General features: G+C 44.0%; 21 protein-coding genes. 2 read left to right on the top strand and 19 right to left on the bottom strand.

Annotation, left to right across the window (positions count from 1 at the left end):
* Positions 1 to 77: 77 nt before the first annotated feature.
* The 12 genes from DFP82_RS00475 to DFP82_RS00530 all read right to left on the bottom strand — a co-directional run bounded on the left by DFP82_RS00475 (position 78) and on the right by DFP82_RS00530 (position 14442).
* Positions 78 to 998, bottom strand: coding sequence for a hydroxymethylglutaryl-CoA lyase (locus tag DFP82_RS00475; RefSeq protein WP_110921771.1), 921 nt, complete (start codon positions 996 to 998; stop codon positions 78 to 80).
* A gap of 58 nt (positions 999 to 1056) precedes the next feature.
* Entirely contained in the window at positions 1057 to 3174 is a 2118-nt protein-coding gene (locus tag DFP82_RS00480; protein WP_110921772.1) for an acetyl/propionyl/methylcrotonyl-CoA carboxylase subunit alpha, read from the bottom strand.
* 66 nt (positions 3175 to 3240) lie between these two features.
* Positions 3241 to 4053 carry an enoyl-CoA hydratase/isomerase family protein gene (locus DFP82_RS00485; protein WP_110921773.1) on the bottom strand — a complete coding sequence of 271 codons (813 nt, stop codon included), beginning with the start codon at positions 4051 to 4053 and terminating at the stop codon, positions 3241 to 3243.
* 152 nt (positions 4054 to 4205) lie between these two features.
* A complete protein-coding gene (locus tag DFP82_RS00490) occupies positions 4206 to 5816 on the bottom strand; it encodes a carboxyl transferase domain-containing protein (protein ID WP_110921774.1) in 1611 nt (536 codons plus the stop codon).
* 113 nt (positions 5817 to 5929) lie between these two features.
* Positions 5930 to 7705 (bottom strand): AMP-binding protein, encoded by a 1776-nt coding sequence (locus DFP82_RS00495; protein WP_110921775.1) that lies wholly within the window; start codon positions 7703 to 7705, stop codon positions 5930 to 5932.
* Between the two features lie 377 nt (positions 7706 to 8082).
* Positions 8083 to 9303 (bottom strand): FAD-dependent oxidoreductase, encoded by a 1221-nt coding sequence (locus tag DFP82_RS00500; protein ID WP_110921776.1) that lies wholly within the window; start codon positions 9301 to 9303, stop codon positions 8083 to 8085.
* Between the two features lie 102 nt (positions 9304 to 9405).
* A complete protein-coding gene (locus DFP82_RS00505) occupies positions 9406 to 10005 on the bottom strand; it encodes a DJ-1/PfpI family protein (RefSeq protein WP_110921777.1) in 600 nt (199 codons plus the stop codon).
* Between the two features lie 78 nt (positions 10006 to 10083).
* Positions 10084 to 10710, bottom strand: coding sequence for an FMN-binding negative transcriptional regulator (locus DFP82_RS00510; RefSeq protein WP_110921778.1), 627 nt, complete (start codon positions 10708 to 10710; stop codon positions 10084 to 10086).
* Between the two features lie 188 nt (positions 10711 to 10898).
* Positions 10899 to 11630: an amino acid ABC transporter ATP-binding protein gene (locus DFP82_RS00515; protein WP_110922200.1), complete on the bottom strand. Its 732-nt coding sequence runs from the start codon at positions 11628 to 11630 to the stop codon at positions 10899 to 10901.
* A 330-nt stretch (positions 11631 to 11960) separates the two neighbouring features.
* Complete coding sequence (locus DFP82_RS00520; RefSeq protein WP_110921779.1) at positions 11961 to 12632, bottom strand: ABC transporter permease subunit; 672 nt, start codon at positions 12630 to 12632, stop codon at positions 11961 to 11963.
* On the bottom strand, positions 12629 to 13375 hold the full coding sequence (locus tag DFP82_RS00525; protein WP_110921780.1) for an amino acid ABC transporter permease: 747 nt from the start codon (positions 13373 to 13375) through the stop codon (positions 12629 to 12631). The genes DFP82_RS00520 and DFP82_RS00525 overlap by 4 nt, the downstream gene beginning before the upstream one ends.
* Positions 13376 to 13470: 95 nt before the next feature.
* Positions 13471 to 14442: a glutamate/aspartate ABC transporter substrate-binding protein gene (locus tag DFP82_RS00530; protein WP_110921781.1), complete on the bottom strand. Its 972-nt coding sequence runs from the start codon at positions 14440 to 14442 to the stop codon at positions 13471 to 13473.
* 461 nt (positions 14443 to 14903) lie between these two features.
* On the opposite strand from DFP82_RS00530, the gene hslO reads away from it, so the two are divergent.
* Together hslO and DFP82_RS00540 are read left to right on the top strand one after the other, a co-directional pair.
* Positions 14904 to 15884 carry an Hsp33 family molecular chaperone HslO gene (gene hslO, locus DFP82_RS00535; protein ID WP_110921782.1) on the top strand — a complete coding sequence of 327 codons (981 nt, stop codon included), beginning with the start codon at positions 14904 to 14906 and terminating at the stop codon, positions 15882 to 15884.
* 159 nt (positions 15885 to 16043) lie between these two features.
* Positions 16044 to 16922 (top strand): hypothetical protein, encoded by an 879-nt coding sequence (locus DFP82_RS00540; RefSeq protein ID WP_110921783.1) that lies wholly within the window; start codon positions 16044 to 16046, stop codon positions 16920 to 16922.
* A 47-nt stretch (positions 16923 to 16969) separates the two neighbouring features.
* Here DFP82_RS00540 and DFP82_RS00545 read toward each other — a convergent pair whose 3' ends face one another.
* From DFP82_RS00545 to DFP82_RS00575, 7 genes are all read right to left on the bottom strand, one after another.
* Positions 16970 to 18490 carry a GPI inositol-deacylase gene (locus tag DFP82_RS00545; protein WP_245905569.1) on the bottom strand — a complete coding sequence of 507 codons (1521 nt, stop codon included), beginning with the start codon at positions 18488 to 18490 and terminating at the stop codon, positions 16970 to 16972.
* Positions 18491 to 18867: 377 nt separating this feature from the next.
* Positions 18868 to 21000, bottom strand: a complete 2133-nt coding sequence (locus tag DFP82_RS00550) for a PhoX family protein (protein WP_245905608.1) — start codon at positions 20998 to 21000, stop codon at positions 18868 to 18870.
* Positions 21001 to 21356: 356 nt separating this feature from the next.
* A complete protein-coding gene (locus DFP82_RS00555; RefSeq protein WP_110921785.1) occupies positions 21357 to 22073 on the bottom strand; it encodes a fumarylacetoacetate hydrolase family protein in 717 nt (238 codons plus the stop codon).
* 123 nt (positions 22074 to 22196) lie between these two features.
* Entirely contained in the window at positions 22197 to 22922 is a 726-nt protein-coding gene (locus DFP82_RS00560; RefSeq protein WP_110921786.1) for an ABC transporter permease, read from the bottom strand.
* Positions 22923 to 22934: 12 nt separating this feature from the next.
* A complete protein-coding gene (locus tag DFP82_RS00565) occupies positions 22935 to 23669 on the bottom strand; it encodes an ABC transporter permease (RefSeq protein ID WP_110921787.1) in 735 nt (244 codons plus the stop codon).
* Between the two features lie 514 nt (positions 23670 to 24183).
* Entirely contained in the window at positions 24184 to 25086 is a 903-nt protein-coding gene (locus tag DFP82_RS00570; protein WP_425450584.1) for an ABC transporter substrate-binding protein, read from the bottom strand.
* A gap of 313 nt (positions 25087 to 25399) precedes the next feature.
* Entirely contained in the window at positions 25400 to 26296 is an 897-nt protein-coding gene (locus DFP82_RS00575) for a transporter substrate-binding domain-containing protein (protein WP_110921789.1), read from the bottom strand.
* Positions 26297 to 26370: the final 74 nt, after the last annotated feature.

A 26370-nucleotide genomic window follows, 5' to 3' on the forward strand; every position in this document is an offset into this window, starting at 1 on the left:
ACCGAGTGTCGATGTATATCGAATACTTCAAGCGAGGTTAACGCTATCAGGCTTTTATAGTGGATTGACTCTGCTATTTAAGACTGGCGTTTATTGATGATGGCACGTGCCACATTTGAGCCATTCGAACGATTTAAAAACGCACTGATACGCTCGCCTGCCACGACCAATTTATCCAGATCGATACCTGTGCTAATACCCATACCATGCAGCATATACACCACATCTTCAGTCGCGACATTACCCGTTGCGCCTTTGGCATAAGGACAGCCACCCAGCCCAGCCACTGAAGTATCAAATTCACTGACACCCATTTGTAGTGCAGCCAAAGTATTGCTCAATGCTTGACCATAAGTATCGTGAAAGTGCCCTGATAGCATAGAAATATCAGCATATTCTAATGCGGCTTGTAACGCGCGCTGAACTTTGAGCGGCGTACCAACACCAATGGTATCGGCAATGCCAATTTGCTCAGCACCAATCTCTATCAAACGCTTGGTGACGTAAGCCACTTGGCTAGGATCAATCTCGCCTTCATAAGGACAGCCGACCGTACAAGAGATAACGCCGCGTACTTTGATGCCTTGCGCTTTTGCAGCCGCTGCCACTGGTGCAAAACGCTCGATACTCTCATCGATACTACAATTGATATTTTTTTGACTAAAGGTTTCGCTGGCTGAGCCGAAAATAACGATTTCGTCAGGACGGTGCAAAATGGCATTTTCAAAACCGCGCATATTGGGCACTAGGACTGAGTAGCAAATATCTTTCTGCCGTGTCGGCGCTAGCGCGTCAAGTAGCGCGCTATTATCGCCCATTTGTGGCACCCACTTTGGCGAGACAAAGCTTGTTGCTTCTAGCTTTTTGACACCTGCCGCAATCAGATCATTGATAAGCGTTTGCTTAACCTCAGTCGGTACCGTCGTTGACTCATTTTGAAGTCCATCACGCGGACTGACATCAACGATGGTGACATGGCTTGGATACGAATGGCTCATACTTATCATCCCTTTTATTATTCGCCTTTCTGTGAGGCTTTTTATTAGGCTTCGTCAGCTATTCGCTTTCACTATCGATGCGTAATAGCTCGTCACCATCAGCGACCAAATCACCTGCGCCAAATAACAATTCTGCCACTACACCATCCGTTGGTGCAGTAATTGTGTGTTCGATTTTCATGGCTTCAATAACAGCCAGTGGCTCACCTTTTTTCACGGTATCGCCAACCGCTACTTTAAAGGCAACAACCTGTCCTGGCATCGGTGATTTTAAGCTACCGACCGCTGCGGACTCTTCGCCTACGTGCGCCATAATATCAACAAGCGTAATCTCGTCACGGCCACTGTCTGTGAACACATAAACGGTCTCATTAAGTACCCAACTTTGCGCGCTAGTACGTGCACCATCTAACCATAACGTATGATTTTTTTCGTCACTATTAGTATAGCTCACCTGACCTTCATAGGCTGTTTCGGTCTGAGCAGCTACGTTAATATTGTCATTATCCTGCGTGTTAGCGATTTCTTTTTCAATAACGAGCGTAAAGCTGCTCGACTTGTCACTGCCTTTTTTACTATCAGAACAGCTTGCATTATGCCAGTTGCTCAGGCGGGCAGTATAAGCACTCTCATCATAAACCAAGCTGAATGAGCGAGTGTAATCGTTATAAGCACGGAAGCCAGTAGGTTTGCTAAATGGATCAATATCTGACTCTTGCATTGCCATCTCGCTCGCAAGCTGACGAGTAATGGCGGTCACAACGAGCGTCGATAATGCCAAAGGCTGCTGGTTAAAAATCGCATCACGCTCATGTTCAATCAATGCAGTATCGAGATTGGCTTTACTAAAAGACTCTGTATTTAAGATATAACGTAAAAATGCCGCGTTATTCGGCAGACCCACGATACGCGTTTGGGCAAGTGCTCGATCGAGCTTGGCTAAGGCTTGCTCTCGCGTGGGAGCATGAACGATGAGCTTAGCAATCATAGAGTCATAGAACGGGCTAATCACATCGCCTTCGCGCACGCCATCATCGATACGCACGCCAGTACCGTCTTTATCAATCATAAAGGTGCTGTGTTCAGGTTTTTGATATGTAAACAACGTACCTGTCGCTGGCAAGAAGCTATTGTCAGGATTTTCGGCACAGATGCGTGCCTCAATTGCATGACCGTTGATTGTCAGATCGTCTTGGTTTTTTGGCAATGGCTGACCTGCCGCGACCAACAGCTGCCACTCGACCAAATCGACACCAGTAATGGCTTCACTGACTGGATGCTCAACCTGCAACCGCGTATTCATCTCCATAAAATAAAAATTCATAGAATCTTCGCGCTGCTCAACGATGAACTCAACCGTGCCTGCGCCGACATAATCGACCGCACGAGCCGCTTCGATGGCAGCGGTTCCCATAGCTTCACGCATCGCAATATCAACACCCGGTGCAGGCGCTTCTTCTAATACTTTTTGGTGGCGACGCTGTACTGAGCAATCACGCTCAAATAGATGCACATAATTGCCATGCGTATCACCAAATACTTGGATTTCGATATGACGTGGTTTTAGCGCGTATTTTTCAACCAACACTTTATCATCACCAAAACTGGTAATGGCTTCACGGCGACATGAGTCTAATAAATCCACAAAGTCGCGGCTTTGCTCCACGATACGCATGCCTTTACCACCGCCACCTGCACTAGCTTTGATTAATACTGGATAGCCAATAGCATCGGCTTGCTGCTGCAAAAATTCTGCATCTTGATTGTCACCGTGATAGCCCGGTATTAATGGCACGCCAGCTGATTCCATCAAGCGCTTGGACTCAGACTTGCCACCCATGGCACGGATAGCATCAACCGATGGACCGATAAAGACCAAGCCAGCATCTTGGCAGGCTTGCGCAAAGTCAGCATTTTCGCTTAAAAACCCATAACCAGGATGAATCGCTTGTGCGCCAGTTTCAAGCGCTATCGCAATAATCGCATCGCCTTTAAGATAGCTGTCTTTTGGTGCCGAACCGCCCAAATAGATGGCTTCATCACAGACAGCCACATGCTTAGCTTCACGATCCGCATCAGAATAAACAGCGACGGTACTGACACCCAGACGCTTGGCAGTCGCGGCTACTCGGCAGGCAATTTCACCACGGTTGGCAATTAGAATTTTAGAAAACATAACTATCCCTGTGTGTTATCGTTTTTATTTGACGTCTTGTCTATTTACTCATCTATCTCTTGTGCATTATTGATCTGCCGTCAGCCAATTGGGCTTACGTTTTTGCAAAAAGGCTTGCACGCCCTCTTTGCCTTGCTCTGATGAGCGAATATCAGCGATACCTTTGACCGTATCCGCAATCAGCTCATCAGTGATCGGCACACCAGCGACATCGTGTAATAGCTGCTTGCAAGTTTTGACTGCATCAGGGCTGTTTTTGACGACTTTGCTACAAAATATAGCGACCTCATCAGCCAGCCATTCTTCGCTAACTCGCTCATGGATAAAACCAAGCTGACGTGCTTTTTTGGCATCAAATACTTCAGCACTTAAGAAGTAACGCTGTGATGCTCTAGTACCCAATGCTCTGATAACATAAGGGCTAATCGTTGCAGGTGCTAAGCCTAAACGCACTTCGCTGAGGCAGAAGTTAGCAATTTTGACAGCGATGGCCACATCACAGACGGCTACTAAGCCCATGCCACCAGCATAAACATCACCTTGAATAGCAGCAACTGTTGGCTTTGGGCATTCATAAATAGTCTTAAGCATCTGTGCCAATTTGTCCGCGTCTGCTAGATTTTCCTCATAGCTATAATCTGCCATGGCACGCATCCAATTCAAATCAGCACCTGCACAGAACGCCTTGCCAGCAGCCGCTAGTACGATGACACGTACCTCATCATCAGCGCCAAGTATATTGAATGCATCGGTTAGCTCAGCTATCATTTCATCGTTAAAGGCATTACGTATCTCAGGGCGGTTTAACGTCACCGTAGCCACGTGTTGTTCCACTTTAACCAGTAGGCTTTTATAATTTTTATCACTGTTTTTTTGCATTATTTTCTCTATATTTTTTATGTAAATACTTAAACAAACTCTTGGTCAATCCATAATAATGTTAATACAAGGAAACCGAATGTAGATGTACAAATCGTACTTCAAATGAGGTTGACGCAGTAGTAGCTTATTATGGGAAGGCCTTAAAACTATTACATTCTAAAGACACCAAAGGTTGTCTCTTCTATCGGTGCGTTATAGGCAGCGCTTAACCCTAGTGCCAATACATGTCGCGTATCAGCAGGATCAATCACGCCGTCATCCCATAGACGTGCGGTGGCATAATATGGGTGACCTTGCTTTTCATACATATCGAGAATCGGCGCTTTAAATGCCGCTTCATCCTCATCACTCCACGCCTCGCCTTTACGATCAAAATTGTCACGCTTGACCGTTGACAAGACCGATGCTGCTTGCTCGCCGCCCATCACCGAGATACGTGCATTTGGCCACATCCATAAGAAGCGCGGGCTATAAGCACGACCACACATGCCGTAGTTACCAGCACCGAATGAACCACCGACGATAACCGTGAATTTCGGTACTTTTGCATTGGCGACTGCCATGACCATTTTGGCACCATGACGGGCAATGCCTTCGTTTTCATATTTGCGACCGACCATAAAGCCAGTGATGTTCTGGAGGAATATTAGTGGGATTTTGCGTTTACAGCATAGCTCAATAAAGTGCGTGCCTTTCTGCGCTGACTCACTGAACAAGATACCGTTGTTGGCGATGATACCGACTGGCATCCCTTCGATATGAGCGAATCCACAGACTAGCGTCGTGCCAAAGCGTGATTTGAATTCATCAAAAGCACTGTCATCGACGATACGAGCAATGATTTCTTTGATATCAAATGGCTTGCGCTTATCGGTTGGAATGACGCCATATAGCTCTTTGGCATCATAGCGTGGTGGACACGGCTTGATTTGATTGGGTACTTGTTTTGCAGGACGATTTAGATGGCTCACGATGTTGCGCGCAATCGACAATGCATGAGTGTCGCTTTGTGCTAAGTGATCGACGACCCCTGACAGACGGGTATGCACGTCGCCGCCGCCTAAGTCTTCAGCAGTGACCTCTTCACCTGTCGCCGCTTTGACCAGTGGTGGACCACCCAAAAAGATGGTGCCTTGTTCTTTGACAATAATAGACTCATCACTCATCGCTGGTACGTATGCCCCACCAGCCGTACAGCTGCCCATGACCACGGCAATCTGCGGAATACCTGCCGCACTCATATTGGCCTGATTAAAGAATATGCGACCAAAGTGCTCTTTATCGGGAAACACATCATCTTGATTGGGTAAGTTAGCCCCACCTGAATCCACCAAATAGACACAAGGCAAATTGTTTTCTTGCGCGATTTCTTGCGCACGCAGATGTTTTTTGACCGTCATTGGATAATAAGTGCCGCCCTTTACCGTGGCATCATTACAAACGATCATACACTCAGTGCCATTGATACGACCGATACCCGCAATCACGCCCGCCGCTGGAATCTCTTCGCCATACATATCGTGCGCGGCCATCGGTGCCACTTCTAAAAATGGTGTGCCCACATCGAGCAAACGCTCGACACGCTCACGAGGCAAGAGTTTGCCACGGGCTAAATGCTTGGCACGGGCACGCTCTGAACCGCCTTGCACGACTTTACGTAAGTGACCATATAAGTCATCGACCACCGCTTGCATGGCGGCACTATTTTGCTGAAATTCAGCGGTGTTTGGACTCAGTTTACTGGTTATGATAGCGCTCATGACATCCCTTTTCTTTAATGCGTAAATGCGAGTGGCTTTTTTATTTTATGCTTTATTTTAGCTTTTACTCATATATCTTATTCATAAAATAACAGATAAGAATGGTTAAATTTCTACAAACCCAGCTCTTCTTTCATTTGTTCAATGATTTTATATTTCTGAATTTTTCCAGTGATGGTCATCGGATATTCAGTCACAAAACGATAGTAAGTCGGCACTTTATAATGGGCAATATGCTCGCTACAGAACTCGCGCACTTCCTCTTCCGTCAAGCTGTCTGCTTCTTTAGGAATAATCCAAGCCGCCAATACTTCGCCATACTTTTTATCAGGAATACCGACTATTTGCACATCACGAATCTTCGGATGACGATAGAGATAATTTTCGATTTCGACAGGATAGATATTCTCTCCGCCGCGAATGACCATGTCTTTACTACGACCAACAATTTTTACGTAGCCATCTTCATCCATCGTTGCCAAATCGCCTGTATGCATCCAACCATCTTGGATGGCCGCGCGGGTTTTGAAGCGACTGCCCCAATAGCCTTTCATCACTGAATAACCGCGTGTCAATAACTCACCCGTTTCGCCTAGTGCGACAGTCTCACCCATTTCCGTATTGACAACTTTAACCTCAAGCGCAGGCTGCACTAAACCAACAGTCGATACTTGCTTATCAAGCGGCGTATGTTCATTGGTCTGGCAAGATACTGGACTGGTCTCTGTCATACCATACGCAATGGTGACCTCACTCATGTGCATCTCATCAATGACACGGCGCATGACTTCGATCGGACAACTAGAGCCTGCCATGATGCCAGTACGCAAAGTCGATAAATCAAAGTTTTTAAACTCGGGATGGTCAAGCTCAGCGATAAACATCGTTGGTACACCGTGCAGACCTGTACATTTTTCTTCTTCGACTGCTTGCAAGACGGTTAAAGGCTCAAAGCCGTCATTCGGATAAACGATACAGCCGCCATGCGTGAGAATCGCTAGGTTGCCAAGCACCATACCAAAGCAATGATACAAGGGCACTGGAATGCACAGCTTATCTTCTTCGGTAAGGTTCATAGCCTCACCGATGAAGTAACCGTTGTTAAGAATATTACGATGGCTTAAGGTTGCACCTTTTGGCGTACCAGTCGTGCCACTGGTGAACTGCACATTGATGGCATCCGTGTTTCTGAGCTGGGCTTGACGCTCTGCAACACGTGGGTCGTTGGCATCGCCTTCCGCCATCCATGCAGAGAATTTCTGCATAAAGCCAAAGGTTTCCTCAGATGCTGGCTCATCAATCCAGATGATACGCTCAATCGTCGGAATTTCGACCAAATCAAGCTGAGTATAGTCTTTATGATAAATTTCAGGACACAGTTCACTGATGAGACTGGCATAATCACTGGTTTTGAAATGGCGCATCAATACCAATGCTGAGCAGCCCAGTTTATTCAAGGCATATTGCAGCTCAAAGGTACGATAGGCGGGATTGATATTGACGAGGATAACACCGACTTTTGCCGTCGCTAATTGCATTAATAGCCATTCAGCATTGTTGTGTGACCAGATACCGATACGGTCGCCAATCTCAAGCCCCATCTCAATCATACTACTGGCTAGCTGATTGACTTGCTGTTGTAGCTCGCGGTAAGTCCAGCGGATGTTTTGATGGCGAGAAACCAAAGCTTCGCGCTCTGGATACTTGGATACGATAGCATCAAAAAAGTCACCGATAGTCGCCTCAATAAGCGGCACATCAGGACCTTTATCATAGCTTTGGGTAAGCGGTGCATTTGCTGAGCGTGCGCCCATATTAATACTAGGAATGCTATTTAAAATAGTATCAAAATCAATGTGAGTCGCATCAAAATCAGAAGTTTGCGTCATAACGAGTCCTTTCGTTTTACTTTTTATCGTATTGGTCATTTATAAATAGTACGTATTGATAGCCTGTAGACCCGTTATTCTTCCTTGAATAGGTCTTATATAGATTGTCACTACTATACCGTTGTAAACAAACAGCTGTCAATCATAGTAATACAATGTGTATCATTTAATTAATGCGTTATTCTATAAAAAATAAGCACTTCATTAAAACTATCACAAAAATATGGCAAATTGTTGACACAAAAAAGCCAATCATACTATGGCTAGTACAATTGGCTTAGTTCTTAACATTGCTATCAAAATTGCTATTAACATGTGATTTAAAACTGAATCTTTAGAATAAACCCAACTTTACGACCATTTAGTTTTAACAGTCATTAAGCTTTAACGATTGTCGGTAACTTAATGGTCAACGTAGCGCTAACTTCATCACTATCATTGAGCAAGTCCATGACCAGCTCTTCATCACTTTCCGTCTTGACCTGCCAGTTGCCAGTCGCTTGTGGCACACCTGTCACCATGACGGAGATTGCTTTGTTTTTCAGGCGAATCATGGGCGGTTTATGCTCATAGCCACTGTGTTCATGACCTAAGATATCATCAGCGATGGTAGCAGCCTGTGCGCGTAATGGGGCCACATAACGACACGGCACGCCATCGATAGACATACAGTCACCAATCGCATAAATATTGGCTGTACTGGTACGCAAGGTTGGCGCATCCACCACGATACCAGTGCGGCGATTGAACTCGACACCAGCAGCAGCAGGCAGCTTATCATCGACCGTCAGACCTGTACTGGCAATCACATGATCTACGATGAGCGGTTCAATTGGCTCAACAGTCGTACTGTCTGTCGCTGATGCTAGCGCCTCATAACTGACTTGTAGCTTTCCATCACTGATACGAGTAATAGCAGATACTTGATAACCCCCTAAAAAGTTAATCCCTTGCGACTTGACCGCTTGGGCGATACGAGCCGTTGCTTTTGTTGGTAGCATTTGTGATAGCGGCGCATCGTTCAAATCAATGAGCGTCACCTGATGACCAGCTTTGAGTAAATCTTCTGCAATCTCCGTCCCAACCATACCTGCACCGACGATAGCAACGTGCTGGCTACCTGTTGCTAGCTTTTCTTGCAACTGTCCAAAACGCTCAATATGATTGACATGCCAAACTAGATCCTCTGGTAAACTTTTTGGGAAGATAGGATGCGCACCCATCGCCAGTACCAACTTACCATAACTGATCGTGGCATAATCCGTGTTGGCTGGATCTGAACGCTGTGCGGAGACCAGCTGTAACTGTTGAGTGGTCGTGTCAACATCCGTTACTTGCGTATTGGCGAGTAACTTAACGTTTGCAGCTTCTGCAGCATCAACGCCAGTGGCTCTTACCAAGTCTGCCGCACTTTTCTTTTGGCTAATGGCCATGGTCAGCATTGGTTTATGATAACGATCGCCATTATCAGCTGTCACCAACGTAATCGGAATATCTTTGTCTTTCGCACGAATGGCATCAATGACATGCCAGCCTGCCAAACCTGCACCAATAATGACGATACCGTTGTTTAATACTTCTGAATTTTCAGCGCTCATATTAGCTCCAATGTGATTTATGAATTATTTTAATTATTAAAAATATTGACCGCTATTGTATCAGTAAACAGCCATTCACTCATCTATCCAAAACTTACTTAATTAGTTAATATCGAACTCCATGCGACGTGCTGTTGCACTCATGGTTGTACTATCTATTAATTTTTCGATACAGTATAGACTGGCATGGATGCCTGCACTTATTCCCGCTGATGTGACAATATCACATGTATCATCACTGGCATCTACGAAACGAGTATGAGAGATCACATCGATATCAGGATAGGATGCTAAATTATCCAGATCCATCCAGTGCGTGGTTGCTGACCTACCAGCCAGTAAACCTGCTTCTGCCAATAGTAACGCTCCTGTACACACTGAAAGTGTAAGCTCTGCCAAATTTTCTTGAGTCTTGATCCAGTCAATCACTACTTTATTATGTATTTCTATTTTTTCAGCACCATAACCACCAGGGATTATTAGTACATCAATGTCTGGATGGTTGGTAAAATTATAATCAGGAATAACTTGCAGACCATTCCTAGCAGATATTGGCGCTTGGTTCTCAGCTATAATGATAACGTCAAAATACTTATTGTTATCAGCATTTTCAGCTAATGAAAACACCTCAAAAGGTCCTGCAAAGTCCAACACCTCTACTTCATTAAACAGTAGTATGCCAACGGTTCGCTTTAGCGTCATAATCAATCCTAATTAAGTTGATATCATTAAGTAAAATTAAATCCGTCAGTATCATAAACACTATATTTTCAAGCTTGTCTAATCAATTAGCTTAGCCATTTCATCTGCCTTTTCCGTTTGCAGTCGCCCTAGTCCTGCGATTATGCCTGCTCTATTTTCAGCAGTCTTATTTTGACTAAGTTTAAACTGTGCTTGAACATCCGTGATATTGATGCGAATACCAACAATCGCTCGACAAAGTGCTTGAATGTAGTTCACTGGCGCATCACTGAGTGACCATGGAATAGGTTGGTTGGCTTCAAAATCTGTGGTTAGCTTCGTTAAGATTTCAATCAGCATTTCAGGCTCAGTTATCAGGCGAACTAATCCTGTGATATGCACGCTACGATAGTTCCATGTGGGTACTTCTTTATGGGTTATTGATTTACTTGGGTACCAATTGGGGCTGATGTAATGACCAGCATCTTGAAATATAACCAGCCATGGTGCATCAATATTACCACTATTGTTCAAAGTATTTATTTTAGCAATGTGCCCATATAGACAACCGTATTGACTGCCATCATCTTGCCAGTACATCGGAATATGACAAGCATCTAGTCCAGTATTTGTTTGTACGATGATAGTAGCCTGAGGATGCTCTTTGATAAAGGTTTTTATAGTCTCAAAGTCTTCCTCTTTAAATGCTTTGGGGGTGAACATCATAGGCTCCAAGTCGTTTTTCAAATAGCTATATAAAAGAAACTGAATACAAAGCGCCCTATTAAAGATAGCATTTAACCGTCTCTAATAGGGCGCTTCGTATAACCATTAGCAGTGGAAAGAAAAATAAGTGTTAGAACGTGTCTTTATGTTAGAAACAGCGCTATAAATAATCGTAAATCAAAATCTATTTAATGATTGAGAATCTTCGATAAGAACTGCTGTGCACGCTCACTTTTCGCGCCTTCAAAAAACTCATCCTTACTACAATTCTCAACGATATGGCCTTCATCCATAAAGATGATACGATTGGCTACCTGACTGGCAAAGCCCATTTCATGCGTCACACACATCATCGTCATACCATCACGAGTCAGCTCGACCATCACATCGAGCACTTCTTGAATCATTTCAGGATCAAGTGCTGAGGTTGGCTCATCGAACAACATCGCTATGGGATCCATGGCGAGCGCACGAGCAATAGCCACCCGCTGCTGTTGACCACCTGATAGTTCCGCAGGATATTTATTGGCTTGAACGGTCAACCCTACTCGGTCTAAATAAGCCATACCTTTTTGTTTGGCTTCCACTTCTTTACGGCCCAATACTTTGATTTGCGCGACCATTAAATTATCAATGATGGTCAAGTGAGGGAATAGCTCAAAATGCTGAAACACCATGCCGACACGGCTACGTAGCTTAGGTAAGTTGGTTTTTGGATCACCGACAGAGATGCCGTTGACCATGATATTGCCTTTTTGAAATGGCTCAAGTCCGTTCACAGTCTTAATCAAGGTTGATTTTCCGCTACCTGATGGACCACAGACCACGACGACATCACCTTTGTGGACATGAGCGGTACAGTCAGTCAGTACCTGAAAGTCGCCATACCATTTGCTAACGCTATCTATCTCAACGACCATCTCGCTACTAGCATGACCGCTGTTTGTGACCAGTCCACCAAAGTCATTTATAAACGTTTTAGCAGTATTCATCGTTGGCTCCTAGCCTTATTCTTAATCTTGCCCAATTGCATTTATTCAAAATACAGTCAATCCTCTATAAAAGAGTGACAGCGTTAACCTCGCTTGAAGTATCACATATACATCTGCACTCGGTTGCCTTGTCTCTTTTTTAAACTGAATCAACGATACATTAATAATAAATGCCGTTAAATTTTAAAAGAATTAGCGCCAATCACATGAAATCAGATAACCATGTATTGATCAACTCTAACGCTTAAAAGTCCTTTATTAAAACCTCAATCTTTTCTGTACGCGTTGTACACCTATCGAGGCTGCCAAGCTCAAGACAAAATACACGGCGCCAGCACCTAATATGTAAGGCGTCAATAGACCCATTAGCTCACCACGTACGTATGCTGCTCGGAAGAAGTCGGTCATACCAATAGCGAACACTAAAGTCGTGTCTTGAAATAGGATAATACACTGCTGCAGTATGAGCGGCAGCATCTTGCGAAAGGCTTGTGGCAAAATCACCAGACGCATCGTCTGCCCATAAGTCATGCCCAACGCTTTGGCCGCATTGACCTGACCACTACCGATGGACTGAATACCCGCACGGACGACTTCTGAGAAGTAAGCCGCTTCAAACATCATAAAGGCGACAACACAAGAGGCAAAGGCTGCATCTAGTTGTAAGTATTTACCCGCTATCCAAAAATAAATCATCGGAACAGCAAAGTAGAACCACAGTAGTACCAATAGCAGCGGTACGGATCTAAAATAATTGACATATAACTTAGCGGGGATCTCTAATGCTTTGATACCTGATAAGCGCATGAGCGCCAATACAGTACCTAAGCTGATACCACCGACAATAGCTAGAAATAAGACTTTTAGCGTGGTAATCATCCCACCCATCAAGCCTGGATACGCGGTCGCAAGTTCGGTCATCATACTCATTTCTGACTCCCTGCGATAAGCCCTGGTACTCTTAGTTTACGCTCGATCAGACCCATAATAGCGATGAGCGAGAGATTAAATACGAGATAGATAATCGTCGCATAAGTATAAATCTCAAGGCTATTCTGTGTGTATTCGCTGATGGTTTTGGTCTGACTGATGAGCTCCATGACACCAACTAGTGAGGCGACAGAGGCATTCTTAAAACAGTTGGTCAGCTCAGAGCTAAGTGGCGGTAAGATAATACGGAATGCTTGTGGTAGCAGTACTTGCTTGTAAGCTTGCGGAATAGTGAAGCCTAGCGCATACGCCGCGTTTACTTGTCCTTTTGGTAGCGACTCGATACCGGTACGCACTTGCTCGACGATACGAGCTGCTGTGAATAGTCCTAAACCAATACTGGCTGAGAGCATCGCGGATGTATTCGGCGACAAATCTCTAAACCACCATTCTTGTAGCGCTGGTGTCAACCAACCAGGTGCCACATAAAACCAAAAAAATAGCTGCACAAGCAGCGGAATATTACGAAAAAAGGTCACATAAGCGGTGCCAATGCGACGAGCTGTTTTGTTAGGTAAGGTACGCATAATACCAAAGACAGTACCGACGACCATGGCGATGGTCCAAGCAATACTACCAATCAGTAATAACCAGCCAAGACCAGTAATCATCCAGTGGATATACAGCTCGTTGCCAATACCCGTATGCTCAAAGAGCACACCCCAGTTCCAGCTATAATTCATGATTGTCTCTCCGAACAGCGATTGAAAAACTTACGTGCTAGAGGAACGATGAGTCCGATCTGAACACGTAAGCAAGCTAGATTGAAGGACAAATACTACTGTGCTGCTGCTACTTTTGGCTGATCGCTATCATGTGGATTGGCGATAAGTGCTTTTAGGTTGTCTGACATCTCAAAGTTCAAGTTGACGTTCTTTGGTGGAATTGGGTTTAGGAACCACTTGTCATAGATGCTATTGATTTCGCCTGAGCTAAAGGTTTTGTTCAGCGCGTCATTTACGACTGTTTTGAATTCCGGATCGTCTTTACGCATCATACAACCATAAATTTCAAACGATTGCGGCGTACCAACGATAACCCATTCATCAGGATTTTTAGCTTTGGCTTTTTCGCCTGCTAGCAATACATCATCCATCATAAACGCATCAGCGCGGCCGCTCTCTAACATCAAGAAACCTTCGCCATGATCTTTAGCAGAGATGATATCGGTATCCATCTTTTTCTCGTCATTATACTGACGAATATAACGCTCTGAAGTCGTACCAGCGGTAGTCACTAGTCGCTTACCTTTTAGGTCTTCAAAGTCATTGATACCAGAATCTGCTTTGGTCAATAGACGGGTGCCAATCTCAAAGAAACCATTAGAGAAAGCCACTTGCTCTTGACGCTCGACATTATTGGTTGTTGAACCACACTCAAAGTCGACTGTACCGTTTTGGACCAAAGGAATACGAGTTTGTGAGGTGATGAGGTTATAACGAACTTCTAGATCTGGCATGTTGAGTTTTTCTTTAATACCCTCAACCACCTTCATCTCTAGATCATGTGCATAGCCCATAGGCTGATTAGGATCATCGGCAACATATGAAAAAGGAATAGAAGAATCACGATAGCCGACAACGATAGTGCCAGAGTCTTTAATTTTTTGTAGCGTACCATTCATGGTTTCTGTCGCTGCTGCATCATCTGCTGGCGCGTCAGTGCTAGTGTCGCTGCTGTTATTACAGCCTGTTAGGCCTAATGCCACTAGAGCAGCTAAAGTCAACGGTTTAGAAAAGAAGTAAGTCATGAAAAACATCCTTTATCACATTATTACGAGATTTAATGAGTGTTGGACAACATAGTGCTTATTGCCTAACCTAGTTACCATGTATCCATACGGTTGTTGCTGTTGTTTATCACAATGCAACTGAATGTTACTGTACAACAAATTTAATGCTGGTAGTAAACTTTTTTAGTAAAGGATTCATTTTTCCACATATGTACGTTTCAGCAGGTGCAGCCACCTCATCGCTGTCATATATCTATAGCTATGTCGGTCAAGACAATTAATTTTTCACAGATTCATCCTAACGTTATGCCATACAGATACGACCTATGAGTGGCTTTCTTACACCAAAACTAGGTATATTTGGTAATATTTAGACTGATAATAAACCATAAATATATGCAAACTGTACGAGAGAGATGATTGATAAATCACGATGAATCCCCATAAAGCAAACAACTTCTTAATACTACACATGACCTATGACACAAGACACTCAAGCCCCAAATACGGATAGCCAAGCCGCTAGCAACCACCATGACAACGACGTGCGCCAACGCTTCTTTATTGAAGACTCTCCTGTACGTGGTGACGTGGTGCGCCTATCACGCAGCTACGCGAGCACGATTGCACAAAAGCCTTATCCCGAAGCCATCAAACGATTATTGGGTGAGATGCTAACCGCTGCCAGTTTGCTCATCAGTACGGTCAAAATAAATGGCCGTTTGTCCATTCAGTTACAGTCATCAGACAGCGACAGCTTGCTCAACTGGGCAATGGCAGAGTGCGATCAAAACGGTGTCATCCGCGCGCTTGCCAGCTGGAAAGCTGAAACGGATGAGCAAGTACAAGCGTGGGACAATATGATCCATGCCAAAGACGCCTTTGCTGAGCTAGGCGAGCCTGGACAAGGCGTATTGTTTATCAATATTCAGCCTGAAGGTGGCGAGCCGTATCAAGGTATCGTTGAGCGTAGCCATGACAATTTGGCGGACTGCTTGGCGCATTATCAAAAGCAATCTGCACAGATTCCAACGTTGATTAATTTGGCGTCTGACGGCCTGCAAGCGGGTGGTATATTGGTACAGATGCTGCCTCGTACTGCCGCAGAGACTTATGAAGTTGAGCAAAACGAAGATGCTGGTATCGATGATGATTTATGGATACGCTTGTCTGTATTGACGCGTACGGTCAAAGCCGAAGAGCTGACGACCCTCGATGCTAACGAGATTCTCTATCGCTTATATCATGAAGAAAATATCGTCACACCTGAACCTGCTCCGTTATCATTTGGTTGTACCTGCTCACGCGAAAAATGTGAGATGGCCATTGAGCAAGTCGGCGAAGCAGAGGCATTAGATATCGTGGAAGAGCAAGGCGGCACGTTTGAGATGGATTGCGGATTCTGCGGTGAGGTCTATAAATTTAACAAAGATGATGTAGCAGCGATATTCGCTGAGTAAGTTGTCCTACTTACTATAAATCAGTATTTATAAAAAACCCCTCAAGCGTCATGCTTGAGGGGTTTTTGTTTTTAAATGAAAGCTTTATTAAACCAGACTATTTTCTAGTTTCATTGCTATAATCAATTATAGATAACTTGATTAAGATGAGCTAAAACAATGAACTATAAAAAGATAGATTGGGCAGTCGTTGGTACTATTGCTTGGGTTGTTCTCTGGCTAATCCTTTTAGCGATAGGCTTTGATAGCTTAGAAGGCTTTGGCGGATTAGGTGCCTTCTTATCAGGAATTTTTGCGCCGCTTGCGCCGCTTGCGCTGCTGTGGTTTTATAAAAGCTATCGAATACAAAGCAACGAATTAAAATTGCAGCGAGAAGAGCTAACTTTACAACGTAAAGCATTAGAGCAATCAGTGTTAGCTCAAGAAGGCTCAGAGACAGCTTTAAAGGAACAATCTGAAGCTATGAAAGCTCAACTATCTATTATTGAAAAACAGCTAGAAATTACTGAATATCAGTTCAAGACAGCAATTGAAGAAAAAAATATTAATAGACCAAAGTTTTTTGTAGAAGTAACTGATATACAGCTTGGTCAGATATGTGACAGCAACCTTAATCGTAAGAATATTCAAATCACCATAGAATATTTAAATAAGAGGGGAAAGGCCGACATTAGAGATATCGAATGTATGGTCTTAAGACAAAACCATATCAACTCCCCAATTGCTAAGTTTTTAGAACAACAACTTTTCATAGTTACATGGAATGCAAATAACCTTACAATCAACTCTAACTTTTCATTACATGATTTGGCACATGAACAAATTATGTTAGGAAACTATGTCCAAGAGGGTAAAGACACAGGCAAACCTGTATATGTAATGAGAAAAATACTAATGGATATACTGATACTTTGCCAGCTTTCAATTTACTACGATTCAATACGTACAGGTATGGGAGTTGAAAAATATAACTTTTATATTTTTAATCAGGCAATAATTCTTTCAAAGAGTAGCACTCAGACTATATCAATGCCGTAATTATTGGATGAAAATTATAAGGCAGAATAGTTTAAAAAAAATAGAATCTACACCGCCACATCCCAACTTCTAGGATAAGAATATATCCGATCTTCACCCGTATAGTCACGCTGTCCATTATCCAGTAACCATGCAACCACTTGCTCACGTACTCTTCTACTATTGATTAGATTCATATGGCTCACCCCATAAAACACCGCTTTGTGACCATCTGGCACAAACAGCGCATGCTCGGTATCATCTTCACCTAGCGCAGAGGCTACCGACACCAGACCATCACCTAACAAGTCTGTCATTTTAGAATCATAATGCGTCTCGACCAAGGCACTGGCGACAAAGTAGGTTTTGATACCACTTGGCAAACCAGTAGGATGACGAAAGTCTTGTGGCAGCACACTACGTCCCTCTAAAGATTTCCAATCAACATCACGAATACTGCCATGACGCAGATCAATAATGCCGGCGCTGCGCATGTCACCCAGCTTTGCAAGCGAGCCTGCAAACGGCAGCTTGGCGATAATTTCTTGCACGTAATTGCCAATACGTTCGAGCACGGCACCATGGTGTGGCGAGCCTAGCGTGATGAGATTACCGACTCGCTTCACCCAATCCAAGTGATCTTGCTCACCATAAAACAGCGCACTGCGAGAGACCAAGCCACCCATACTATGACCGACCAAATCTAGCTGACTGATATTAGGGTTGTCATCGACCAACTCTTGCAATATTCGGCAAAACTTACGACCGCTGCGTGAGATACGCCGACCCGTATTATAATCAAGATATAGCACCGTGGTATCAGGCTGGCTAAGACTAATCGCACTACCAAGACCATTACCCTCTTGTGACTGCCAACTCAAATGGCTCATGCATAGACCATGACATAGGATGACCACGCGCCCTGACAGTTTTTCACGTTCTGGCAGTTTTCTATGTTCTGACAGTACTTCACATTGTGGGTTGCCGTCTTTATCGTATAGCACCATCGGAATGGCGAGCGGGTTTTGGCTATTGACCAAATGATCGCCCATGACGCCATTTAATACATTGACCAGTTTTTTTAAGGACTCAGGCAATGGCTGAGACGTCTTTTGCATAATGATGTTTTTATATACTCTGAGCACCGATGCCAGATTATTACCCACCATCAGCATGACATGACGTATCGTGCCATAAATGCGGCCAGTGATACCGCGCTGCCACTTGTTTAAATGATTTTCGTTAAAACGACCTAGAGGACGCAAAATCACTTCGCGGTGAATGGCTTCTACAATATCAGTCACCTCTACCACACCAACTGTCGCAAGCTGCGCTAAGCCTTCAAAAAAATCCGTCAAAGACACGGGTTTCGTTATCGTTTCTTGACTGCCATCGGCCAACAGCTTGACCAACTCATCCACGTCAATGGCTTCGAGTTGGTCTATCTGCTCATACAAATCACTGTGCAGTGGCTCGCTGTTGTCTGGTACAAAATGTGCTTCAAGTTCGTGTCGGATAGTATCGCTGTCGTCACAACCAATGCTATCGCTTACACGGTCTTTATAACGCAAATTTGGAGGGTTCATCATGTTGCTCATAGCGTTCATTGTGTTGGCACATTTAGCGAAAAGGATAGTTTTCTATACTAGTCTTTAAATAGCATAAATAGAAGAAATCATTGGATTTTGAAGTGTATTAATTGTTAGGAAATATTGTTGGAAAGGATTGATAGGCAGTTGATGTTGCTTGTTTTTTTAATATAGCCAGCGAACTGCTAAACCGCTACAGTGTTACCTTCTCTAGAGGTACTACTTGTACAATCTGAAGTTGGCTGCCTTGTACCCATTTTAGAGTTCTTTGATTATGCTGTACCCAAACAAAAAAACCTCAAGCCATGGCTTGAGATTTTTCTGGTAAAACGCTTAGTTATTTATGTCTGTCACCAGCTCGATATGGCGTGAACGATTTACGAGAACGATTCTGCCAATATCACATCACCATCATTTTTAGTAATCATTACCGTGGCAGATCTTGGCGTAATACCGCCTTTGACTGCACCCCAAGCATTACCAGGATGCTGAATGTTGATAAACAAGGTTTTAAAATCTGGTGTCATGGTAATACCTGTCACTTCACAGCCTTCAGGACCGACAAAGAAACGCTTAAGATTGTCATCAGTCGCTGCCAAGCCTATACGAGTCTCTTGCCCTGTCGAGGCTGTTTTAACTGACCCATCATTCACTTTACCGGGCAATGCTGCCAATAGCATACAGTTGGTCGTGTCTGTATATGCACCATCATCTGTTTGAATCCACAATACGCCGCGCGGGTCAAAAAACAAACCGTCTGGAGAAGACAAATCATTATTGGCATTCAATCCTGATAGGTTTTCTGAAGATTTGTCACTAGGTGACGCAAATAGGTAAATGTCCCACTCAAAACTGGTGGCTGCATGATCACCATTTGTTTCGGCCCAGCGGATAATATGACCATTATCGTTACCAGCGGCTTTGCCATTCACATCGTAACTGCGAGGATTACTGGCTGAAACAGGCTGATCGTCATCGACGCCGCGGTTTTTATTATTGGTCAAGGTTACATACACTTCGCCAGTAACGGGGCTGACAGATACCCATTCAGGGCGATCCATCTTCGTAGCACCCAACACATCGGCAGCTGCACGCGCAAAGACTAATACGTCATCTTGACCATTAAACGGCAGTACACTGTTGGTATTGTCCAATCCATTTTGACCATAAACCAACGGCTGCCATGTACCACTGCCATCTTCATTAAAGATTGCCGTGTACAGCGTGCCTTCGTTCATATATTTGTCACCCGCTTTTAGGCCGCCACCGATATCGCTTTTTGACCACTTAGCTTTTGACACGAACTTATAAATATACTCACCGCGTGAGTCATCACCCATATAAAACACCACAGGGCGACCTTGCTTAACAGGTGCAAACGCACAGTTTTCATGAGCAAAACGACCCAAAGCTGTACGCTTTTGAGGCATGGCATTTTTATCAAACGGGTCAATTTCGGTGATATAGCCAAAAGTATTAAAAGCATTACGATAATCATCAATGGCTGTTTTACCTGCGACGGTCATATTCCAGCGTGCAAATTCATCTGCCATGGTAGCGTCTGCTGCTTTCGGTGTATGCCACAAGTAACCCCAAGTAGCATGGTCTTCTTTTGCACCATAACGCTCGCGGCCATAATTTTGGGCAGCACTTAATTGGCTAGCGTCTTTACCGCGAGCGAACACGCCTAAGAAATTCTCTTCGGTGGTCAAATAAGTACCCCAAGGCGACAACCCTGCCCCGCAGTTGTTATTGATGCCACGTGTTTTTAAGCCAGTAGGGTCAAATTTAGTCTTGACCAAATCAGATCCTGCAACAGGGCCAGTGAGCTGTGACGTGGTGCTACTGGTGATGCGGCGGTTATATTTAGAGTCTCGAACCATCTCGTAACCTTTGCCACTAGCACGGCGCTTCATCTCAACTACCGCCACCCCATGACAATTCACCTCACGGCGCACATCAGTGGCTCGGCGAACTTCTTGAAAGATGGGCTCAGCACTGCTGTCTTTTTTCACATCATAGCCAAATGGACTTAATTCGGCGCTGTTCACGTATTCATGATTCATGACTAGCAAGCCGCTTTCAGAGGCTTTGACATCGTAATTATTACCTGTTTTGCCAAAAAACCACATGCCATCATGATTGTCACCCATGCGCCAATCAAATGATTCAGCAGATTGCTCACGGTTGTCTTTCCAGTCCTCGATACCCGACATCAGCGGTGTGCCCAGTGGCAATATCATTTCTGCCTTGTAACCATCAGCCACGCTCATTTCTGCTGCGGTCGAATGTGCCACGGCAGTGAACTTTAATGTTTCTGGGCGGCTTCGATTACCATGTGCTGGAACAGTAGCATCATCGCCACTACGAACTGTCATGGTGCTATTGGCGCCTTTGGTATGACCAACCAATGGTAATGCACCAAAAAAGGCAGCAGCGGTTAATCCCGTGCCACCTTTTAATAGACTACGGCGGTTCAATCGACGGCTGATAATGGTTTGAAAATCCATATTATTAGTAGGATTAGAATCTTCAATGACTTCATGAGCGAGATTTTGCTTATTATTTATTTGATTGTTGTTTGCTTGCTGATCGTTATTTACTGGCTTATTGCTTAATAGGGTCATTATCAGTCACCTTGCTATTCGGCTAGATTGGCATAAAAAATATCATGGCACTGCTATCAACAGCACCAAAAAAATATGAAGTAGCCGCTATCCTACTCAGCATTCATGACAGTATGTTGAACGTTAGATGACGGTTTGATGACAAGAAGTTTTGGTAACCCTATAACACAAAAAAAATCCCAAGCGATAACTTGGGATTTTTTGATATTTATTTAATACTAACCGTGGGCTGAGCAAGTTTACTCTACTTGTGATACCCACTCATGTGCACCTAACTTAAGTTTTACTTGATCACCGGCTTGCAATATACCAACACCACTTGGGGTGCCAGTCATAATCACATCGCCTGCTTGTAAGCTAAACGCGTGGCTAATTTCTGCAAGTAACTCGTAAACTGAAAACAGCATTAAGGCGCTATCACCATCTTGCTTGAGCTCATCATTGATGATGAGCTGATAGTTTACTTGGCTAAAATCCCCAAAGGCTTGTGGATCAACCCAATCAGCCAAGACACAAGAGCCATCAAAGCACTTGGCACGCTCCCATGGATGACCTTTTTCTTTTAGCTTACTTTGCAAGTCACGTAACGTTAAGTCCAATCCCAACGTTACACCACCAATCGCTTGCTTGGCTTGCTCAGCAGTTGCCGCAGATAGATCGGCTGACAGCTGAATACAAAGCTCCGCTTCGTAATGCGTATCGCCATATACTGCTGAATCAGGACGAGCAATGGCATTGCGTGTACTGACCACTGACGATGCAGGCTTCATAAATAAGATGGGCGATTTCGGTATCTCATTTCCCAGCTCGCGGGCATGTTCGGCATAATTACGACCAACACAGACTACCTTGCCGATGGAGGCACGCAATCTGTTGTTAACGTTGGCGACACTAGTATCATCATGGACACTAGCAGAAATTGCATCGGCTAAAGACATATGTGGTGACTGGCTCATAATAGGCGCTCACAGCAAATTATTGTTATTTTCGTAAATGTACATACCGCACTATTTAGTCTAGGGCGTGTCGTATCGTGTCCTAGCATTATGCTTATGATAAATAATTTTTGCCACAACTTCTTAAGGAATCGTACTAGTAATCACGTCTGGTGGTACATAACTTGTGTGGCGATTCATTCTCTTTTCAAACAATCTAAAGCTAAACAAAATCACCCATGACAATAGCAGATACACGATACCAGCAGCGAAGAACAACTCCATCAAGGTATAAGTACGCGCACTAATCGTACGAGCAACCCCTGTGATATCCATCAACGCAATGGTAGATGCCAATGCACTACCTTTTAGCATAAAGATGACTTCGTTACTGTAGGCTGGAATCACGATACCAAAGGCACGAGGCAACGTAATACGTGTCAGCTTCTGCCACTTTGACATGCCAATAGCATCAGCCGCTTCCAACTCACCAACAGGAATAGTCTGAATCGCACCGCGAATGATTTCTGCTAAATAAGCACTGGTATTTAACGTGAAAGCAATAATGGCACACCAATACGCTTGGCTAAGTACGGGTTCCCATAAGAATGATTCACGTACCGCCTCGAACTGACCTAGACCATAATAAATCAAAAATATCTGTACCAGTAGCGGCGTGCCACGGAAAAAGAAAATATAAGAGAATGGTAGTATTTGCACCAGCCAGCTCTTTGACAAGCGTAGCTGCGCTAAAACCAAACCAAAAAATAGGCCGATAATACCGGAGACAACGACCAGCTGTGCGGTCAACACAGCGCCCTCTAATAACTCAGGAATATTATCAAAAATGACCTGCCAATTCCAATCCATAGTATCTCTCCCCTATCCTATGGTCGATTGACGATGAGTGGACTGACGGCTCAGCTTTTTAGCATAGCGTGCTGCTGGATTGGCGCGCCATTCAAGCCACATCATAAAGCCAGTAATCAACATGGTCAGACCCAAATAAATAATTGCTGCTGCCATATAAAAAGTAAAAGGCTGCTGCGTTGATTGAGCGGCACGTGATGATTGATACATAATGTCTTTGAGGCCTATGACCGATACCAATGCGGTATCTTTGAGCAAGACCAAAAACAAATTGCCCAATCCTGGCAACGCAATTTGCCAAACTTGTGGCAAAGTGATGCGATAAAACGTCTGAAAAGGACGCATACCAATCGCTTGCGCGGCTTCACGTTGACCAATGGGAATCTCTTGAATCGACATGCGAAAGATTTCAGTCGCATAAGCGCCAAAAGCAATCGATAGCGCCATGACGCCACCCCAAAAAGCACTAATCTCAACATATTCGTTATAGCCGAATTTTTTGAGAATCGTCATCAGTAGTATCGAGCCGCCATAATAGATGAACAGCACCAATAGCAACTCAGGGATACCACGCATCGTCGCCGTATATACAGTCGCAAGCTTACGTAGCAGCCAGACATTAGACAGCTTAGCGGTCGCACCAAGCAAGCCCAAAGCCATACCAATAATTAAACTGGTAACAGCAAGCTTGATGGTGACGGTAGCGCCGCTCAGTAGTAGCGCGCCAAATCCTTGTAAATCAAACACAATTATCCACTCTGTCTCTTTATATTAGCAATTTGCAAAATATGAGTTAAAAGAATCAGCATCAATAGCTGAGCGCTACTAATAATCGTATTTTATACCAAATTAGGTATGGGTATTTTGCGTCATATATTAACGTCAAAATGATACGAAAATTACTGCGAAAATTGACGCGGTAGAAATGAGGGCTGATTTTATCATATTCACTGCAAGCTATGTTAATACTCACATGTAAAAGCAGTGCCTAAATAGGCACTTATCTTCTTAAAAACGAGTCAAATCAGGACTGCTTTTATAAACCAAGCAGTCAATATAGCGAATATCCAACTATTTTTTAGAAAAAAAGAAGGGCACTACCATTAAGGCAATACCCTTCTTACTGATTAAATCAAACGCTAGTTTATGAGACATGACCATCCAAACGGTTATTACGTCAGATTATAGCTACTCGCTCAATAAAGTATTTAGCGAGTTATTGAACAAGTCACTGAGCAAATCACTGAACAAGTTACTGAGCTTACTCGGCAGGTTCTGCTACCGTATCAGTCTCAGTCTCAGTCTCAGTCTCAGTCTCAGTCTCAGTCTCAGTCTCAGTCTCAGTCTCAGTCTCAGTCTCAGTCTCAGTCTCAGTTGCTATTGTGGCGCTGGTCTCTGGTACCGCAAAATATTTGTTATTGATATCATCATACGTGCCATTTGCTTTAATATTGGCCAATGCCTGATTGATCTTTGCTTGTAGCTCGTCACCTGGACGAACCGCGATCGCAAAGTTATCATTGATATCAATCTCTTCACCTTTGAGCCCATACTGACTGCCTGATGTTGAACCAAGCCACTCTAACGCTGGCAATTTATCAGATACCATTGCATCAACACGGTTTGAGCCCAAATCCAAAAACGCATTACTGAGCGTATCATACAGCTTCATATCAGCGTCTGGATATGCCTTCTCAAACCACTGCGAAGAGATGGTCGAGCGCTGAGCAGCGATAGAATTTGCATTGATATCACTGCTATTGCTGGGATCAAAACTACTGTCTTTTTTGGCTAAAAAAACCAACGTATTGCTAAAGTATGGCTCAGTAAAGCTGACTTGTTGCTCACGCTCAGGGGTGACTGACATAGCCGCCACAATCGCATCATATTTACCCGCCTTTAGACCAGGAATAATACCGTCCCAATCTTGCGCCGTAATTTCACAAGTCATCTTCATATCGGCACAGAGAGCATTGGCAATATCTACATCAAAACCACCAAGAGTGCCATCCGCATTGGTATAGTTAAAAGGCGCATAAGCACCCTCAGTACCAATACGTAGCACTTCACCCGTCGTTTCTGCCTCAGCAGTCACTTGAGTGGCATCATCACTCGCATCATCTTGACCATTACTACAGCCTGCTAAAGTTAAAAGCGCAGCCATCGTCACTAAAGGCACTGAAAATCGTCGTGCCTTTATACCATTGATAACTGATGCGTTCGTGACTGCATTGTGTTGGTCAAAATGGTTTTTCATGATCATCCTTGGAGTTTGTTAATAGAAATATTGCTCATCGCTATCGGTTCACGGTACTGTATTTGTTCACGATACTATTGTTCACGATACTATTGTTCACGATACTATTGTTCACGGCACTATTGCTCACGGTACTGTGACCTCACCCTTATATCAGCTAAAGATAGTGATAAACGGCGAGATACATCAGTAGTCGCTTGCGGCTGTTTTTCTTCAGTAATTATTTTTCTTCAGCAGCCATCGCATCAGCTGGCGCTTCTTCAACACTATCAGTTGTTGCGACTGCTTTTTGTGCGGCAGCCGTTGAGCTAGTACCAAAATAGCTACCTGTGATCTGATCATAGGTACCGTTGTCTTTTAGCTCAGCCAAAGCAGTATTGAATTTAGCCACTAACGGATCACCTTTACGGAATGCAATACCCATGGCATCTTCTTCAGTGCTGATTTCTTGACCTTTTACTTCATAGTCTTTGCCAGCGTCAGTTTTTAGCCAATCGTTACCAGTGACTTTGTCAGACATCATCGCGCGCACACGACCTGAAGTCAGATCTAAATACGCATTGTCTTGAGTGTCATACAGCTTGATGTCAGCTTCGGTATGCTCATCTTGTAAGTACTGTGAAGAGACTGTAGAACGCTGCGCAGCAATAGGCTGATTGTTTAGATCAGCAACGCTAATATCGTCGCCTTTTTTACCAATCAAGATAATACCGGTATGAAAGTACGGCTCACTGAAATCCACGACTTCTTTACGCTCAGAGGTGATCGACATACCAGCGATGATTGCATCAAATTTCTGTGCATTTAGGCCAGGGATTAGACCATCCCAATCTTGAGAAATAACTTCACACTCAGCTTTCATTTGTGCACATAACGCATCGACCAGCTCAATCTCATAGCCAATCAGTTTGCCATCAGCATCGGTATAGCTAAATGGCTTATAGCTCGACTCTGTCGCAATTTTAATGTTCAAAGGTGCATCGCTAGCTGTATCAGCTTCAGCGCTTTCTGCTGGTGCTGAACTATTATTACAACCTGCCAGCAGAAGCATTGCAGCGCTTAATGGGGCAAGCCATAATACTTTTTTACCCATTGATGATGTCATTGAATTTGTCATTCTCGTTGTTCCTTAATATAGTTACTAGCCGGTAGTCACTCATGACTGATGTATGAAAGCTCATTTATTACAGC

This window comes from Psychrobacter fozii, from assembly GCF_003217155.1.
GTDB lineage: Bacteria > Pseudomonadota > Gammaproteobacteria > Pseudomonadales > Moraxellaceae > Psychrobacter > Psychrobacter fozii.